Raw genomic sequence first — 16655 nt, 5'->3', positions numbered from 1 at the left:
GAATGATGAAAAAGAACTTTTTCCTGTAGCTAACGAGTGTTATGCTTTTGCTCACATTATTTGCTTGTTCTTCAAATGAAGTAAAGGAAACAAAGGAAGTCAAAGTACAAGAAATGGTTAGCTTTTCAAAGGAAAAACAAAACACCTTAAAAGTAATTTCTGATTCTCCGAAAGTGAAAGTTATTGTGAATGCTATCCGCCAAGCAAAAAAACAAAAGGGAATTGTCGATATAACAGACCCACAATATAGAATGGATACTGATCAAGACAGATACTACTTGTGGTTCAATGTGAATGGCTCTGCCACCATAATGAATGATAAGGATAAAAATACGATTTTTAATAGCAGACGCGAAAAATCTGGAAGATGTCATAAAGTGATACGTCTACTTCATGAAGAGAAAAATGAATCTAGAACAAAAGATAATTTAGACACTTTTATGGTTTTCAAGAAGGAATGGAGCATAATGAAAGAATATTTACTACACGAAAAATGGGATATCATTATTTTTATCTTTGTTTATTCTTACTGGTTATGTAAGCTCAGTTATCTTTATTGGAGGGCCAGCGACTTACTCAGGGCCAATAGGAGTTTTAATAGGATTCCTTTTAGTCCAAAGATGGAAGTACAAGAAATATTACAAATCCAAAAAATATTAATCAGTATATAGTTTGCCCTTAATCTCCGAGATTAAGGGCTTCTTTATGTTGACGGAAGTATACAGGTGAAATAGATGGAGATGTAGAATTATATAATTGGCTATAAAATATAATGTGAGAAGAGTTTGTTTTTTCTTTATTTAGAAAAGTACTGTGAGCGGAGCTAAAGCTTTAATCTAACTTGTGCTTATCTTCAATAAGATTTTCCCTTGTGGGGCACAATCCTTGAATAAGGATAAGCACTTAATTCATTTAAGGGCAATTTAAAGAAACATGTTGTGGAGGTGGAAATTTAATGGAGAGGGAGATTCGTGTGTCGGAAAGCGTTATTTCTAGAGCGGACATTCGTGGGACTGCTTCCGGGGTTATGTTTATGGCCTTTTTCGGGACAGTCTGGGCGGACGTTGGTATTGGAGGTTTGCAGGGCTTGGGTTCTATTTGGTTACTAATTCTTGCAATATTTATCGGTGCTACTTTATTTTTCTCGGGGATTGCATTGATTAGGAGTTCCCGAAAATTGGATAGTACAAATACCCATGGTTCTAAGAATGTCAATGTCAACAAGTGGTTTAATATTGTTTTTGCTACAGAATTTTTGTTGATTATTATTGCTGCTATCATTTGCAATACTGTTGGACATTTCGATTGGTTTTTTCCGATTATGGCTATAATTGTTGGGGTGCACTTCTTTCCTCTTGCTTACCTTTTCCAAGTCAAGGCTTATTATGTTACAGGAACGCTTCTTTGTCTGCTCGCGATTGTGACACTACTCTTTGTGCCTTTGAAGTCCAGTCTTGGACCGCATCAGATTAACACATGGTGGACATTGGTTGGCTTGGGTTCTATGTTGATATTATGGATAACCAGCCTTGTGATTTTGTCCGTGGGTAGGAGACTACTTAGGATGGCACGAGACCAATAATATTGTTACACATTGGTCGTTTTAGGTGAACATACAAAAACTTTGTTGCTGTTGTGGTTTTAGTTGTTACACTTTATTCCTCCAGAATCTAGTTTCAATTACTGAGACTATCGGTTTTCTATCGAGGTTGCAAGTTTAATTTTAAATAGTGGAAAATATTCTGGATCCCATTCGGCTATTTCCACTTTTCTGATATATTAATAGATGAAGATAAAAAAGCTCTTATTTGTAAGTGTATTCGACTATATAGGCATGATAAAAAGGGGGAGGGTGTTGCCATGCATGTTTCGTCACTTATGGAAAAACAGTATACGGATATAGAAAACCGCAAGAGGGCGCTTCGTCATAAAACAGCGGATGAGACTTACCGGAGAAACGCTCAATATCATAAGCCGAGATCATCTATTGAAACGTTGCTGAATTTTGACGGGAAAGACAGATCAGGAGCACAATGAAGAGTATACTGCTTCTGCCCGCAACCAAAAGGGCAAAGACATAGGAAAGAATAGCATCTGGCGCATACATAATGATCCTGTTACTCAAATAACGAATACATCTCTCAAGGAGTCTACATTTGAGCAAGTACCATCAAAGCAGCACATAAGGGAAAGAGCAATTTCGCGTTATACTTTTCAAACCAGCATGGCCAGACAAGGCTTTCAATTTGCTGAACCAACCATCTACATGTTCATTTAGGAGGGGAGATTGCTATGGCAAAACATAAGATACAAAAAACAAATGCCGTCCGTTTGTTGGATGGTCAAAAAATCCCTTATACGTTGACGGAATATGAAGTGGAAGACGGGAAGATTGACGGCGTAGCAGTAGCGCATAAGATTGGGCAGGCAGAAGAGAGTGTATATAAAACGCTTGTCGCAACAAGCGGCAAAGGCAATCTCTATGTTTTTGTCATCCCTGTAGCTTCTGAGCTGAATCTAAAGAAGGCAGCAAAAGCGGTTGGCGAAAAGAAAATAGAAATGCTACCTGTGAAAGAGCTTTTGCCGAATACAGGCTATATCAGAGGGGGCTGTTCGCCGATTGGTATGAAAAAGCAGTATCCTACATGGATTGATGATGCAGCAGAAAAACTAGATGAAATATTTGTTTCAGCTGGAAAGATTGGTATGCAAATTTGCTTGTCGCCGGAAAGTCTAGCAAAAGCGGCACATGCAAAATTCACATCTCTAGTTTAAAATAGAAGTAATGAATGAAGAAAGGCATGTTCATGCATGGCTTTCTTTTTCTAATGGTGAAAGAAGGGATGAAGTGAAGAAAGTAAATACGTGGCGTTTGCTGTTCTTTTTCGCTGGCTTGATGGTTATTGGGCTGGGGATTGCACTGACAGTAAAAGGCCAGCGTTTTGGCGTCGGTTCATGGGATGTGCTGCATATTGGCCTGTATCAACAGTTTGGTTTATCAATTGGTACATGGTCGGAAATAATCGGCATTCTCATTGTGACACTATCCTCGATTGGTATTAGGCGATGGCCGCATATAGGCACATTCCTTAATATGATTGTGGTCGGACTCTTCCTTGATTTCTTCAACTGGCTTTTGCCAGATCCGCATCACTTCGCTTTTCAATTAATGGATTTTATTCTCGGTACCATTCTCATCGCTATCGGTTGTGGCCTGTATATACCGGCCCATTTTGGGGCAGGGCCACGAGATACCGTGATGCTGTTGCTTGTTGAAAAACTCGACTGGAGCATTACTTCGGCACGTACCTTCATGGAATTCACTGTAGCGGTCGTCGGCTACTTCCTTGGTGGACCTGTTGGCATTGGTACCGTTGTAATGGTCTTCGCACTAGGGCCCATCATCCAGGTAGCACTTCGGTATAGCGAGAAGGCTTTGAAAAAATGTATGAAAATAGATGACGGTAAAAATAAGCAAGTAGAAAAAGAAATCATAGAGCAGTAGTGACTGGCATAGAAATGCAAAACTAAAAATAGATATGCTACAATACGTTATAGATATGCAGGAAAGGGATGAGGACTTTGTCACACGTACTTAATACATTCTTAAACGAAAATTTACAACAGCTTCGCGACCAAGGATTATACAACGAAATCGATGCCGTTGAAGGCGCGAATGGTCCAGTAATCCAAGTTAAAGGAAAAGAATTAGTTAACTTGTCTTCCAATAACTATCTTGGATTAGCGACAAATCCTGAATTAAAAGAAGTTGCCAAAAAGGCAATTGATAAATATGGCGTAGGTGCAGGCGCTGTGCGTACAATTAACGGTACGCTTGATTTGCATGTGAAGTTAGAAGAAAAATTGGCTGAGTTTAAAGGAACAGAAGCGGCTATTTCCTATCAATCAGGCTTTAATTGTAATATGGCTGCTATTTCAGCTGTTATGGACAAAAATGATGCCATTCTTTCAGACCAACTAAACCATGCGTCTATTATTGATGGCTGCCGCCTATCAAAAGCGAAAATTATCGCATTCAACCATTCTGATATGGAAGATCTTCGCCAAAAAGCGAAAGAAGCGAAAGAATCAGGCCTATATAACAAAATTATGGTCATCACAGATGGCGTCTTCTCAATGGACGGCGATGTGGCAAAATTGCCTGAAATCGTAGAAATTGCAAAAGAATTTGATCTGATTACATATGTGGATGATGCACATGGCTCAGGTGTAATGGGCAAAGGGAAAGGGACAGTTAAACATTTTGGACTTCAAAATGAGATTGATTTCCAAATCGGTACATTATCTAAAGCAATCGGTGTTGTCGGCGGTTATGTAGCTGGTAAGAAGAACCTAATCGACTGGTTAAAAGTCCGTTCACGTCCCTTCTTATTCTCTACAGCATTACCACCAGGTGACGTAGCTGCTATCACACGTGCAGTTCAAATGCTGATGGACTCTACAGAGCTTCATGACAAGCTTTGGGAAAATGGCGATTACTTAAAAGCCGGCCTGAAAAAATTAGGCTTTAATATCGGCCATTCAGAAACACCAATTACGCCATGCATTATCGGCGATGAAAAATTAACACAAACATTCTCAGCACGTCTTCTTGAAGAAGGCGTCTATGCGAAATCGATTGTGTTCCCAACCGTTCCAAAAGGCACTGGCCGTGTACGCAATATGCCAACAGCTGCCCATACAAAAGAAATGCTTGATAAAGCGCTAGCGATTTACGAAAAAGTCGGTAAAGAGCTTGGTGTTATTTCTTAATATCCTAAAATCTCGCCATTATGGCGGGATTTTTTTATGTTAAAGGACTGTCTAGTATCTCGTTTTTATATACTTTTTGATTCAGAAAAGATAGAATAATATGTATATTTTTCAGAATTGAAAGTTTACTATGGGGGCGAAAAGTTCAAACGGAGGTACGCAAACATGAAGATAGGATGCATTCAGTTAAATGTAGCATTTGGTGATGTGGAAAAGAACTTTAAAAGAGCTGAACAGTTCATTCGCGAAAGTGCTAGTAAAGGAGCCAAGCTTGTTGTCTTGCCTGAAATGTGGAATACAGGTTATGCGCTGAAAAAGTTAAATGAATTAGCGGATGATCATGGGGAAAGAACTAAGAAATTCTTGCAGGACTTAGCTGCAGAACTTCGCATCGATATTGTCGGTGGCTCTGTAGCAACAAAGAGAGATAATCATTTCTACAATACGATGTATGTTGTCGATAAAGAGGGCAAACTAGTAGGAGAATATGATAAAGTCCATCTTTTCAGCCTCATGGATGAACATTTGCATTTATCCGCGGGAAGCGAAAAGAACAACTTTGCTTTAGGCGACTTGCAGGCGGCGGGCGTTATTTGCTATGATATCCGTTTTCCAGAATGGCTGCGCCTTCATACATTAAATGGATCAAAGGCGTTGTTCGTTGTAGCACAATGGCCGACACCAAGAATTGATCATTGGAAATTGTTACTCCAAGCAAGAGCCATTGAAAATCAATGCTTTGTTATAGCTGTTAACCGTATTAGCAATAAGAAAGAAAACTTCAATGGACAGTCCATGATTATTGGGCCTTGGGGTGAAGTATTGTGGACGGGGAACGAGGATGAAGAGCTTGCTGTTATTGACGTGGACTTCTCTAATGTCGATAAAGTGCGAGATCAAATTCCTGTCTATGATGACCGGCGGCCTGATTTATACAAGGATATTCTATTGTGATTAAAGCGAGAGAAGCTATTTCTCTCGCTTTTTTACTTATTGTTAAAACCTGCCTCTTTGGATATAAACGTATATCCATCCTTTCAGTGAATATAATATATCCACAAACCCTTTCTACATTCCTCTCTCGTTATTTTTATCTAGAAAATAAAACGTTACATTTTGGTAAATGCTCTTTATGACTTGTCATCTCACTTGTCTCATTTTAGAATTAGAACAAATGTTCTTTATTGAATGGAGGGAGTTCGCTGTGCTGTATGAAAATATGCCAAATAAATCGATTATGTGTATAGATATGCGATGTTTTTATGCGAGCTGCATGGCGACACTCGCTGGTTTGAATGTGCTGAATGAAGCGGTTGCCGTTGTTGGTAATTTGGAGCAGCAAAGCAGCATCGTGCTTTCTGCATCTCCCATTGCGAAAAAACGTTTCCAAATAAAAACGGGCACTCGGTTATTTGAAATTCCGAAGCACCCCGATATCCATGTATTTGAAGCAAAGATGGAGTACTTTGTGCGTATGTCTGTTGAAATCACTAAGTTATTTACGAGCTATGTACCGAGCGAAGCGATTCATGTTTACAGTATTGATGAAAGCTTTATTGATTTAACAGGCACGGAGAAGCTATGGGGGGATCCAGAACAAACAGCGCGTGCCATTCAGGATGAGCTTTACAAGCAATTTGAGATTCCAAGTACTGTCGGTATGGGACCTAACATGCTTCTAGCAAAGCTTGCACTCGATTTAGAAGCGAAAAAAACAGGTTTTGCAAAGTGGGACTTTGAGGACGTTGAGAAAAAGCTATGGCCTGTTATGCCGCTGTCTGAAATGTGGGGAATTGGACGCCGCACCGAACGAACGCTAAACCACATGGGTATTTTTTCAGTGGGCGATTTAGCAAATGCCGATTTATCTGCACTCGAAGAGAAGTTCGGCATTATGGGCAACCAGCTTTACCACCATGCATGGGGGATTGATTTATCTACCGTAGGAGAAGCACCAATTGTCGAAGGCCAAATCAGTTTCGGCAAAAGCCAGATATTAAAACGCGATTACCATACGAAAAAGGAAATCTTCATCGTGTTGCTTGAGATGTGCGAGGATGTAGCCAGGCGGGCAAGGGAAGCTTATAAAGTGGGCCGCACCATTACATTGGGCATATCGTATAGCCGCGATGCTTTTGGCGGAGGCTTCCAACGCGCAAAAACGATTGATGAAGCGACCAATGATACAATGGCGATTTATCGTGTATGCCTGCAGCTTTTTGAAGAGCATTACAACGAACGTCCTGTGCGACAAATCAGCATTAGCATATCAAAATTAGAATCAGAACAGTCACTGCAGCTTAGCCTCTTTGATACAAAACGCTGGAAACGCCGCAAGCTCGGCGCCGCGATGGATCACCTTCGTGCACATTACGGTTCGACAGCTATACTTCGCGCCGTTTCGTATACAGAGGCAGGTACTGCGATTGGACGCGACGGATTGCTTGGAGGGCACAAGCGCTAAAGTCTGAGAGGATTTTACAGCTTATTAATGCGAGACGGGATAAAAAGGAGATGTGTGTTAGTGCTACGCGACCGAGGGAATATCAAGTGGACGGCTATGATGCTGCCAGAACACGTCCAACGTTTGAAAAACTGGCAAAGTGAATTAAAGCAAATCAAAAAACCTGCATATGACGAATGGACACTGCAGGCGTTAGAAGAGGAAGTACTACAAGCATACTACAGCAAAAAAGAAGTAATCGTAGAAGTATGGCATGATAAAACGAGCCGTAGCTTTACAGGCATCATTGCCGACCTTAACAGTGAAAAGAAAAAACTGTTAATACAAGATCAACATGCATTCTCTAAAAATCATTGGGTGGATGTGGACTGTATTATTCATTTGGAGATATTGGCGTGAGTGCCCCGAATCGAACCCGAGTGACCCAAATGTAGTACTAAGTGACTCAAATAACCAGTCGAGTGGTCCGAATCCGGGCATGAGTGTCCTAAATAATCGGTCGAGTGAGCTGAATTCAAGAGTGAGCGACCTAAAATGGAATGAGTGACCCGAATGGATCTCTGAGTGACTTAAATAACCAGTCGAGTGACCCGAAACTAGCCGTGAGTGACCCAAATCAATTATTCTTTTTTTCCATGTGTGAAAAGCTGTAATACAGCAAATACTTTTGCACGCCTCTTGCTTTTTTTATAGCTAGCGAAGAATGCTGGCCAAATTCCTCCTGATTAGCTTCTTTATAAGAAATCAAACTTTCAATCGACGGCACCATCCACTTTTCAGTTAACTGCGGCATCATTTCACGTGCGTTCTCGATATTTCCAAGCAGGGCCTCGCTGTGGGCAATCATATAGCTTTGATAAGGCTCTTTCTGAATTTGTTTTGCTTCAGTCAGCGCTTGATCGTAATGTTCTTCTAGTAGGGCAAGCAAGCATGCGTAATTATGTTTGATATAAGGCTGTTGATGGGTGGAAATTATTCGTTGAAGCGCGTCTTTTTGTTCTGCTAAGGATTCATGGGCGATGGCGTATGGATAGGCAAACAATGCTTTTTGCTTGTTTCTTTTAAGGAAGCGGTCGATTTTTTTAAGATTGTTTGTCCACCATAGTGCATTGAAGTGGGGATAAAGTGTAAACATAAATACATATAAGATAAGCAAAATAACGATTAGCCATGTAGGGATATCCATTAAAAGTAGAAAAGAGCATGCTAGGATAGCAAATAAATAAATGAGCGTTAATTTTACTAATTCCATTCGTTCACTCCTTTTTTCGTTTAGTATAAATGAAAATTCAGAAAAAGTCTCAGACAAAATCAGTAGATGAGCACTAGTTGTGCTTTCTAGAAATACAGTATATAATAAATCCGAAAAAACACTTTAAATAATAGGTATTAAGGGATTAGTTTGTACACTGTGAGAGTACAAATGTTTTCAGGAAGAGAAAATGTACTGTCAGAAAAAACAATTGTATGTAATAGAGGGAGGATTATACAATGAAAAAAATAATGATAACAGGCGCGTCTGGCCAAATCGGTTCAGAATTAGTGGCGAAGCTAAGAAAAGAATATGGTACCGAAAATGTACTAGCTACAGATATAAAAGAGAGTGCCAACCAAGCAGGACCATTTGAAAAATTAGACGTAACTGATGCAAAGCGCATGCATGAATTAGCGAAGAATTTTGAAGCAGATACAATCATGCATATGGCAGCGTTGTTGTCAGCAACAGCTGAAGAAAGACCATTGTTCGCTTGGAATTTAAACATGGGCGGCCTTGTGAATGCTCTTGAAGTAGCACGCGAATTAAATATGCAATTCTTTACACCAAGTTCTATCGGCGCGTTTGGCCCATCAACACCGAAAAATAATACGCCTCAAGACACATTACAACGTCCGACTACTATGTACGGCGTAAATAAAGTAGCGGGTGAACTTCTTTGCGATTATTATTTCACACGTTTCGGCTTAGATACGCGCGGCGTTCGTTTCCCTGGATTGATCTCCAATGTGACTCCTCCAGGCGGCGGTACAACAGACTATGCGGTGGATATTTATTATAAAGCTGTACAAGAAGGAAAATATACTTCTTATATCGCACAAGGTTCATATATGGACATGATGTATATGCCTGATGCATTGCAAGCAATCGTTGACTTAATGGAAGCAAATCCAGAAAAACTCATTCACCGTAATGCATTCAATGTAACAGCGATGAGCTTTGAACCAGAAGAAATTGCAGCTTCCATCCGCAAAGTAATGCCAGAATTTACAATGGATTATAAAGTGGATCCTGTACGCCAAGCAATTGCAGACAGCTGGCCGAATTCGATTGATCCAACAGCGGCAAAAGAAGAATGGGGCTTTAAAGCAAAATTTGATTTAGACGCAATGACAATCGATATGTTAAATGTATTAAAAGAAAAACTAAAATAGACTAGGCAAGGAGCAGCATTTTAAAATGCTAATCCTATATGAAAAAGAGGCTCGAAAAAGTGGCAAATCACTTTTCAGGCCTCTTTTTACTTATTCAGATTTTAATTCTTAAAGAAATATATTTATTAATAAATTAAAACCAATAAGGTAAATGGATATATTTATGATAAAGTATATCTTGAAACAAATACTATAAAGCTATTACAGGAGAGTCCTAACATGAAAAGGAAAATGAATTACATAATATTACTTTTAACGACCGTCTTTATAGTTGGTTGTACTGAAGGTGCATCCATTAAAGATAAAGAAACAAATTCACAAGAAGTAAACACAGTTGATACAAATAAAAATAGTGAAAAAGATGAAACTATCACTTCGGTTATTGGTGAAACAGTAGCAAAGAAAACACCAACTAAACCAAATAAAAAACTGTTCTCAGGATATAAACTTATTAAAGTTGATGGTGGTGATCTTTCTGGGTATCGAAAATCAAACGTCGTCGTTGACATTGGTTTTGGAAATCGTGAATATTGGGGATTTACGAATGAGCATGGGCAACTGGTTCGTGTTATTGCCGACAAAATTGTTCTACAAGATGACCGTACCGAACCAGTAACATCGTCTGGTAGATACTACCCTGATGAAGCAAAAGTTCCAGGTGTTGAAAGAGCAGATTTAGATGAAGGACATATCATTGCGGATTCTCTCGGAGGGGTATCAAATGCTTACAATATTACTCCACAAGAAAGTACACTCAACCGACATGGTGATCAAGCATATATGGAAGATGCCATTCGTAAAGCTGGCGGGGCTACTAACTTTGAAGCAATTATCACCTATCCTAATACGAAAACACAAATCCCCTCAAGTTATCAGTATACCTATACGATAAAGGGTGAGAAAATCGTTGATAAATTTAACAATGTAAACCCTGATAAAGTAAACAAATCGCTCGGTCTAACTGGCAATAAGACGCCCAATTCAACTACAACTCGTTCAAACAAAAAGAACGATATTTCTAGTGTTGATACAAACGGTGATGGACAGGTGACGATTAAAGAAGCAAAAGCAGCAGGTTATAGTATGCCCATAACAAGGAATCATTGGTTATACCCATATATGGATGACCGAGATAATGATGGTATGGTAGGGGAATAATCATCTAAGAATTGAAGACAAAATAAGTTTCAAAGAGGATAGATAAATACAGGCCATTATCGATTTTTATCCAAAAAATGACTAAACCTTGAGTATAAAGGGTTTAGTCATTTTTTATGGTTTCAAATTAGAACATGGAGGTTTATTTTACGCAAGAATAGCTTTATACAACTAACGTGTAGCTTTAGTAAAACATCAAGAAGGTTTGGCGATACAATGTGAAGTGTTACACTTAAACTAACGAGACAGTTTAGTTGAAGAAGGAACTTTCCTTCCATTAAAGAATTAATTAAGATAACATAAGTTTTTTGGGGATGGGCAAAAACCCAACGATGATTGTATGAAGTATATAATAGGAAAGGGGAAATGTGAATGAGGAAACTAAAAGTAACTGTTTTTACCTTATTACTGAGCATACCACTCGTCCTATTAAGTGGTTGCGTTAAAAATTCAAAACTAGTAGAAAAACCTATAGGAGATTATTTATCCGAAAACTACGGGATAAAGAATGAGGATTTTAAAATTCTTTCTACTAGTCAAGGGTTTGGAATTTCTGATATACAGACCAAAGTAGAAATAAGAAAACCATACCAAACTTTTACTAGTTTAACTGTAAACGAAAACTCACTTGAAATTGATGGAAAAACAAGTCGTGATGTTTTTCTAGAAATATTCAAAGGAGCTTATGTAGAACAACATCGTGATGTTTTGAAACAATCCGATAAGATAACAAAAAAGTATAACTTATTAAGTGAATTCTCCTTTAATAAAAAGACTCCAAAATTCTATTACTATTTGAGTGTAGATATAGATGAACAACAAGAAAAGGAATTAATTGAAAATTTCAAACGCGAACAAAAAATAAACACTGACAACATAATGAAAATGTTAAAAGATAGTAAACCTAGAGAACATGCTAATTATACAGGAGTCATTAATTTTAGATACTATTACAATACGTACAAAAATAGTAAAACTGTTCCCAATGCTCAAAGTATTGTGGATGATTTCGAGAAGAGCCACGTGCTAAAGGAGGGCATTTATAAGATAGCTGTTGAAATCATATATTCTAGCCCTCATAAAAAAAGCTTAGGAAGAACGGATAGTCGTAATAATAGTGTCATGTTTACCGTGGATGAACAAGGGAAATTTGAAATATTGAAAACAACTGTAGGTTCTTGATAAAATACGCCAATTGTCGTGTTTTAAATAAAGGGCGACTTTCCACAAGGAAGGTAGCTCTTTTTTTCTGATTACTATTCTTGTTCTATTACTAATAACCTGGTGGTACAAACCCACTTAGCCATCGGGCGCGATTCTGTAATAAGGATCAGCTCTCGTTTTCATTAACGGGCCATATAATAGGCTGGTTACATAAAAAAGAATCCAACTAAGGATTCTCTATTTAAGGAAAATTTGCAATTTATTATTTTGGTCGAGTGTTGCGAGTAAAACTTCATTAATTTCAACGTTATAAGTTGTCTTTATATTGTTTTTAAGGGTTTCTTCATTGTAGGGTGAATGATTTAACATCTTATAATTAATCTTCCCCTCTTTAATAATTGCATGTGGATATGAAAATGGTTGAGGTGTAATACTGATATCTGATTTCGTTACAGGTTGATGCTCTGGAGATAAAAAAAATGAAATCTCTCCATCTGGTTCCCATAAAGCTAAGGCAACCATTTTTAAATCTACAATACTTTGTTTTCTCATTTCAGATAAAACATCATCAACTGAAATTCTTGCTTTTTTTAAATTCTTCAAATTAATTTCACCATTCTTAACAAGAGAGACTGGCGGAGGTGCAACAAATTCTCTAAATGGGATAAACTTACTCATTAAATATAAACAAATTAAATAAAGGCTGACTAGAATAGACATTGAAACTAATGAACCTTTTAATCCTAACCCTTCATCTGATAATGGGTGAGCAATGACATTCCCTATTAATATGGCCATTGCAAAATCAAGTAGTCGTAGTTGGGAAATAGAACGTAACCCCATTATTTTGACTATAAGAAATAAGAAGAAAAAGGCGACAATTGCCCTTAGTGCCCATTGAATTGTAGAGAGAGATTCTTGTCCATAAAAAAAGTCCACAATGTCACATCCTTCGAAACTAATCCTTTTAATTTTCACCTAAATTTCAATAATTATTCGAAGGTATTTTTCTCTGTCTTAACATATCTTTATTCAGACTTTAACTGAGGGTGCAGTAATCACTATCTTAGTATTCAACAATCGGACACGATTTTAGTATATTTAAAAATACTCTTAATTCAGGAGGTATTTTAAAAAATGAAAAAGCTATTCGTTAGTATTTTTGTTGTAATTGTTTTAGCATTTGGAATTTTTGTTGCTATTCTATCAAATAATACATCATCCCATACTGTTAAAAAATCGCAAATGGTTAGTGTGGATAACATATCCATAAAGGAAGATGAGCATAGTAACATTAAAGATAATAATGAGAAAGATATTATAAGAGAAATAGATGAAGATCAAGTAGCGAAAGTTAAAGATTCTTCTTATCACTTGAATTTGGTTAAAAAACCCTTAGTAGAAGAAGTTGTTGAAGCTATGCACCAAATGACTCATCAAAAAGTAAGGTCGGAAGAGAAATGGGGAGCCATCCCAATGACACAAGAAAATATTAATGAAATTTATGTCATTCTAAAAAATAATAAAACTGATGGGGGGATAAAACAAAGTATTACTCCACTTCTAAAAATTGCTGAGCATTGGAAAGACGGTAATTTTTCACATATTGTTAAAGAACATAATTATCTTTGGGATAAATTAGGCGGAGATATTGGTGAAGCTTATGATGTACTGAGTGATGAACTTGAAAGAGAATTTATTCAAAATAATTTTCCTAGTTTAGAGAAATAAAAGGTTACCATAAAAAAGTTCCAATCATCGAAAGGATGACTGGAACTTTTTTGGCTTGGTTGATTAACCTAGCCGTGTTTTTTTTTAGGATGCTCAATTCATGAAGGGAAGGGAATTATTTTTTGTTAACTACTAATACAAGTTTGCCTTGGTCTAATTCTTTTTCGCCGGCATCTGCTTCTGCTTCGCTTAGACCTACAGCTTGCATTTCGGTGCGTAATTCATCACCGCGTTTAGCCACTAAGTTTTTCATGGATTTGAAGAAACCTTGTTCTTTCATACCCACCTCAGCTGTATCTAATGCATCAGCGATATCATCTTCGCGTTCTTGATAGTGTGCGAATACATAGACATCATCACGGCTGTAGCCTTGAGCTTCTAATTTTTCGATTTCTTCTTTCGCTTGTACTGCGTTTTCTACTGTAATTTTTGTAACCATTTAAAATTCCTCCTCTGTTGATTATATTTATGGTATTCCCTGAAAAAGAAAGATTAAACCTGCCCACTTTAAATTTACTAATCTAGTCAACCAGCATTCATTAAAAGCTCTTAACCAGCATAAATATAGAAAGAGTTAATAGATTTGAAAGAAGGTAGACAAAAGGGAGCTGGTAGAACAATGATGGGAACGCCATTAGTATTAACTGATTTTGTAAAAAGAGCAGAGCGCTATTTTCCAGAGAAACTAATTATTTCACGAACAGCTGAAAATATGATTCACAGAATCAACTATCGAGAGTTCGGGAGACGGACAAGGAGATTGGCGGAGGCGCTCACGAAGCTAGGTATGAAAAAAGGAATGAAGGTAGGTTCTTTTGCATGGAATCATCATCGGCATTTAGAAGCTTATTTTGCAGTACCTTGTGCAGGCGCCGTATTGCATATGATCAATATTCGTTTGTCACCTGAGCATATTGTCTACATTATCAATCATGCGGAGGACGAAATCCTATTAGTTGATGGCGATTTATTTCCATTAATAGAGAAGGCAATACCATTATTAACATCTGTAAAGCATATTGTCGTAATGCAAGACAACCATGAGCTATTGCCAACAGATTTGGAAAATGTCTATTCGTATGAACAATTGCTTGAAGATGCGAGCGATACGTATGAGTTTCCTGAGGACCTGGATGAAAATATGCCGGCTGGGATGTGCTATACAAGTGCGACGACAGGTTTCCCAAAGGGTGTAGTTTACACACATCGCAGCTTGGTGCTCCATAGTTTAGCGCTCGGCTTGGCAGATTCACTGGGATTGCGTGAAAACGATGTTTCGATGCCAGTGGTGCCAATGTTCCATGTCAATGCATGGGGTATGCCGTTTGCTGCGGTCAACTTTGGGACAACTCAGGTGCTGCCAGGTCCAATGTTCACGCCATCTCTGCTGCTTGATTTAATTGAAAAAGAGAAAGTTACCATCACAGCAGGTGTTCCCACTATTTGGCTCGGTGTTTTAAAAGAATTGGAACAAAATAAGAGAGATATTTCATCCTTGCGCGTGATTGTCTGCGGTGGAGCTGCTTCTCCAAAAGGGCTAATCCAGACTTTTGAAGAAAAATATAATGTCCCGTTCATTGTCGGTTACGGCATGACAGAAACAACGCCAATCGTTAGTTTATCCACCTATACGTCTGATATGCAGCATTGGTCTAAAGAAGACAAGCTCAATATTCGTGCCACGCAAGGTCTAACGGTTTCACTACTTGAAACGCGCGTCGTAAATGAACAAGGGGAAGTACCATGGGACGGCAAGACGATGGGGGAATTAACAGTTAGAGGGCCGTGGATTGCGGATGAATATTATAAAGATGAAAGAACAAAAGAAGCATTCAAGGACGGTTGGCTGTATACAGGTGATATCGCTGTGATGACGCCGGAGGGCTATATTAAAATCACCGACCGTGTGAAAGATTTAATCAAAAGTGGCGGCGAGTGGATATCGTCTGTGGATCTTGAAAATGCCTTAATGACACATCCGCAAGTATTCGAGGCGGCAGTGATTGCAATGCCTGATGAAAAATGGCAGGAAAGACCGCTTGCATGTGTCGTCTTAAAAGAAGCGAGCACCGCGACAAAAGAAGAGTTGCTAAGTTACTTGGAAGGCCAATTCGCAAAGTGGTGGGTGCCGGATGATGTAGTGTTTCTCAATGAAATTCCGAAAACTTCCGTTGGGAAGTTTTTAAAGGCTAAGCTTAGGGATGATATCCATGAGTTGAGAAAATAACAGGTACAAAAACTTTATTTTATATACAAATTAGCAATCCAATTAGCATTGAATTGGATTGCATTTTTGTTGGTATATTGAGGTTACCTATACAGAGCAGTTAGGATCGTACTTTTTTAGCGGAATGATAGAATTTATGGTCAATGTGATAGTTTGTTTGCAAATTAATATGCGAATTGTTACTTGTTAAAAATGGGAAGAAGTTACTGGTTATTTATATTAAATTGAAGGAAGACTTATTAAACTGTGGGGAAAAATGGTACAACAAGAAGGAAATAATTATGTGACCACGAATTAAATCTATAAAACGAAAATTTGGAGGTTATTTATGAACCCTATTTTAAATCAAATTGGTACTGTGTTTATTCCCGTGAGCAACATTGAAGAAGCTCGTAATTGGTATTGTGATATATTAGGCTTGCCAATAGATGGTGAAATATTATTTGGTCATTTGTATGTATTACCTATGAACGGTACAGGAATTGTATTAGATAGTAAGATTTATTCAGAAGACAATATTTTCAAAACTCCTCTTTTTCATTTGAATACGAACAATATAGAACAAGCTTATGAGTATATGAAGGGGAAGAATGTTGAATTAACCACAGAAATTGAGCATAACCACTGGTTTAATTTCAAGGACCTTGATGGGAATATTTTAATGGTTTGCAAATGTTAATCTATTGTACTAAAGAGTGCTAATGTATA

Annotated in this window: 18 protein-coding genes; 15 read left to right on the top strand and 3 right to left on the bottom strand. The window is 37.9% G+C overall.

The window, feature by feature from the left end; genetic code table 11:
- Positions 1-47 precede the first annotated feature (47 nt).
- The 9 genes from RST01_RS07245 to RST01_RS07210 all read left to right on the top strand — a co-directional run bounded on the left by RST01_RS07245 (position 48) and on the right by RST01_RS07210 (position 7636).
- A complete protein-coding gene (locus RST01_RS07245; RefSeq protein ID WP_147195546.1) occupies positions 48-671 on the top strand; it encodes a YhfM domain-containing protein in 624 nt (207 codons plus the stop codon).
- Between the two features lie 284 nt (positions 672-955).
- Positions 956-1582: a DUF7010 family protein gene (locus RST01_RS07240; protein WP_147195544.1), complete on the top strand. Its 627-nt coding sequence runs from the start codon at positions 956-958 to the stop codon at positions 1580-1582.
- Positions 1583-1860: 278 nt separating this feature from the next.
- Positions 1861-2037, top strand: a complete 177-nt coding sequence (locus RST01_RS15960) for a hypothetical protein (protein WP_184117532.1) — start codon at positions 1861-1863, stop codon at positions 2035-2037.
- A 255-nt stretch (positions 2038-2292) separates the two neighbouring features.
- Positions 2293-2775: a Cys-tRNA(Pro) deacylase gene (gene ybaK / locus RST01_RS07235; protein WP_147195542.1), complete on the top strand. Its 483-nt coding sequence runs from the start codon at positions 2293-2295 to the stop codon at positions 2773-2775.
- A 10-nt stretch (positions 2776-2785) separates the two neighbouring features.
- The gene (locus tag RST01_RS07230) at positions 2786-3505 is read left to right on the top strand and encodes a YczE/YyaS/YitT family protein (protein WP_147195540.1); all 720 of its coding nucleotides are present in this window, start codon (positions 2786-2788) and stop codon (positions 3503-3505) included.
- Between the two features lie 68 nt (positions 3506-3573).
- On the top strand, positions 3574-4773 hold the full coding sequence (locus RST01_RS07225; RefSeq protein WP_184117531.1) for a glycine C-acetyltransferase: 1200 nt from the start codon (positions 3574-3576) through the stop codon (positions 4771-4773).
- A gap of 165 nt (positions 4774-4938) precedes the next feature.
- A complete protein-coding gene (locus tag RST01_RS07220; protein WP_147195536.1) occupies positions 4939-5727 on the top strand; it encodes a carbon-nitrogen family hydrolase in 789 nt (262 codons plus the stop codon).
- 253 nt (positions 5728-5980) lie between these two features.
- Positions 5981-7237, top strand: coding sequence for a Y-family DNA polymerase (locus RST01_RS07215; protein WP_147195712.1), 1257 nt, complete (start codon positions 5981-5983; stop codon positions 7235-7237).
- A 60-nt stretch (positions 7238-7297) separates the two neighbouring features.
- Positions 7298-7636: a YolD-like family protein gene (locus tag RST01_RS07210; RefSeq protein ID WP_184117530.1), complete on the top strand. Its 339-nt coding sequence runs from the start codon at positions 7298-7300 to the stop codon at positions 7634-7636.
- A 217-nt stretch (positions 7637-7853) separates the two neighbouring features.
- Here RST01_RS07210 and RST01_RS07205 read toward each other — a convergent pair whose 3' ends face one another.
- Entirely contained in the window at positions 7854-8489 is a 636-nt protein-coding gene (locus tag RST01_RS07205; RefSeq protein WP_147195532.1) for a hypothetical protein, read from the bottom strand.
- 239 nt (positions 8490-8728) lie between these two features.
- On the opposite strand from RST01_RS07205, the gene RST01_RS07200 reads away from it, so the two are divergent.
- The 3 genes from RST01_RS07200 (at position 8729) to RST01_RS07190 (ending at position 12007) form a co-directional block, all read left to right on the top strand.
- Positions 8729-9667 carry an L-threonine 3-dehydrogenase gene (locus tag RST01_RS07200; RefSeq protein ID WP_147195530.1) on the top strand — a complete coding sequence of 313 codons (939 nt, stop codon included), beginning with the start codon at positions 8729-8731 and terminating at the stop codon, positions 9665-9667.
- 219 nt (positions 9668-9886) lie between these two features.
- Positions 9887-10825 (top strand): DNA/RNA non-specific endonuclease, encoded by a 939-nt coding sequence (locus RST01_RS07195; protein ID WP_147195528.1) that lies wholly within the window; start codon positions 9887-9889, stop codon positions 10823-10825.
- Between the two features lie 372 nt (positions 10826-11197).
- Positions 11198-12007 carry a hypothetical protein gene (locus RST01_RS07190; protein WP_147195526.1) on the top strand — a complete coding sequence of 270 codons (810 nt, stop codon included), beginning with the start codon at positions 11198-11200 and terminating at the stop codon, positions 12005-12007.
- A 219-nt stretch (positions 12008-12226) separates the two neighbouring features.
- Here the strand turns inward: RST01_RS07190 and RST01_RS07185 are convergent, their stop codons facing one another.
- Entirely contained in the window at positions 12227-12928 is a 702-nt protein-coding gene (locus RST01_RS07185) for a DUF421 domain-containing protein (protein ID WP_147195524.1), read from the bottom strand.
- Positions 12929-13126: 198 nt separating this feature from the next.
- Between RST01_RS07185 and RST01_RS07180 the strand changes: the two genes are divergently transcribed.
- Complete coding sequence (locus RST01_RS07180; RefSeq protein ID WP_147195522.1) at positions 13127-13720, top strand: DUF6241 domain-containing protein; 594 nt, start codon at positions 13127-13129, stop codon at positions 13718-13720.
- Positions 13721-13835: 115 nt separating this feature from the next.
- Here RST01_RS07180 and RST01_RS07175 read toward each other — a convergent pair whose 3' ends face one another.
- Positions 13836-14159: a YflT domain-containing protein gene (locus tag RST01_RS07175; protein ID WP_066791620.1), complete on the bottom strand. Its 324-nt coding sequence runs from the start codon at positions 14157-14159 to the stop codon at positions 13836-13838.
- 180 nt (positions 14160-14339) lie between these two features.
- On the opposite strand from RST01_RS07175, the gene RST01_RS07170 reads away from it, so the two are divergent.
- Positions 14340-15947 (top strand): long-chain fatty acid--CoA ligase, encoded by a 1608-nt coding sequence (locus RST01_RS07170; RefSeq protein ID WP_147195710.1) that lies wholly within the window; start codon positions 14340-14342, stop codon positions 15945-15947.
- A gap of 328 nt (positions 15948-16275) precedes the next feature.
- Positions 16276-16626 carry a VOC family protein gene (locus RST01_RS07165; RefSeq protein ID WP_147195520.1) on the top strand — a complete coding sequence of 117 codons (351 nt, stop codon included), beginning with the start codon at positions 16276-16278 and terminating at the stop codon, positions 16624-16626.
- Positions 16627-16655: the final 29 nt, after the last annotated feature.

It is taken from the genome of Rummeliibacillus stabekisii (genome assembly GCF_007988965.1).
Taxonomy (GTDB): Bacteria; Bacillota; Bacilli; order Bacillales_A; family Planococcaceae; genus Rummeliibacillus; species Rummeliibacillus stabekisii.
The sequence above is the reverse complement of the archived record's forward strand: the minus strand, read 5'-3'. Positions and strand labels throughout refer to the sequence as shown.

What these genes read in the sequence shown, in the direction of transcription:
- RST01_RS07165 (WP_147195520.1), top strand. Translation starts at nt 16,276, where the DNA reads ATGAACCCTATTTTAAATCAAATTGGTACTGTGTTTATTCCCGTGAGC.
- RST01_RS07195 (WP_147195528.1), top strand. Translation starts at nt 9,887, where the DNA reads ATGAAAAGGAAAATGAATTACATAATATTACTTTTAACGACCGTCTTT.
- RST01_RS07205 (WP_147195532.1), bottom strand. Translation starts at nt 8,489, where the DNA reads ATGGAATTAGTAAAATTAACGCTCATTTATTTATTTGCTATCCTAGCA.
- RST01_RS07220 (WP_147195536.1), top strand. Translation starts at nt 4,939, where the DNA reads ATGAAGATAGGATGCATTCAGTTAAATGTAGCATTTGGTGATGTGGAA.
- RST01_RS07170 (WP_147195710.1), top strand. Translation starts at nt 14,340, where the DNA reads ATGATGGGAACGCCATTAGTATTAACTGATTTTGTAAAAAGAGCAGAG.
- ybaK (WP_147195542.1), top strand. Translation starts at nt 2,293, where the DNA reads ATGGCAAAACATAAGATACAAAAAACAAATGCCGTCCGTTTGTTGGAT.
- RST01_RS07190 (WP_147195526.1), top strand. Translation starts at nt 11,198, where the DNA reads ATGAGGAAACTAAAAGTAACTGTTTTTACCTTATTACTGAGCATACCA.
- RST01_RS07175 (WP_066791620.1), bottom strand. Translation starts at nt 14,159, where the DNA reads ATGGTTACAAAAATTACAGTAGAAAACGCAGTACAAGCGAAAGAAGAA.
- RST01_RS07225 (WP_184117531.1), top strand. Translation starts at nt 3,574, where the DNA reads ATGAGGACTTTGTCACACGTACTTAATACATTCTTAAACGAAAATTTA.
- RST01_RS15960 (WP_184117532.1), top strand. Translation starts at nt 1,861, where the DNA reads ATGCATGTTTCGTCACTTATGGAAAAACAGTATACGGATATAGAAAAC.
- RST01_RS07200 (WP_147195530.1), top strand. Translation starts at nt 8,729, where the DNA reads ATGAAAAAAATAATGATAACAGGCGCGTCTGGCCAAATCGGTTCAGAA.
- RST01_RS07180 (WP_147195522.1), top strand. Translation starts at nt 13,127, where the DNA reads ATGAAAAAGCTATTCGTTAGTATTTTTGTTGTAATTGTTTTAGCATTT.
- RST01_RS07230 (WP_147195540.1), top strand. Translation starts at nt 2,786, where the DNA reads ATGAATGAAGAAAGGCATGTTCATGCATGGCTTTCTTTTTCTAATGGT.
- RST01_RS07240 (WP_147195544.1), top strand. Translation starts at nt 956, where the DNA reads ATGGAGAGGGAGATTCGTGTGTCGGAAAGCGTTATTTCTAGAGCGGAC.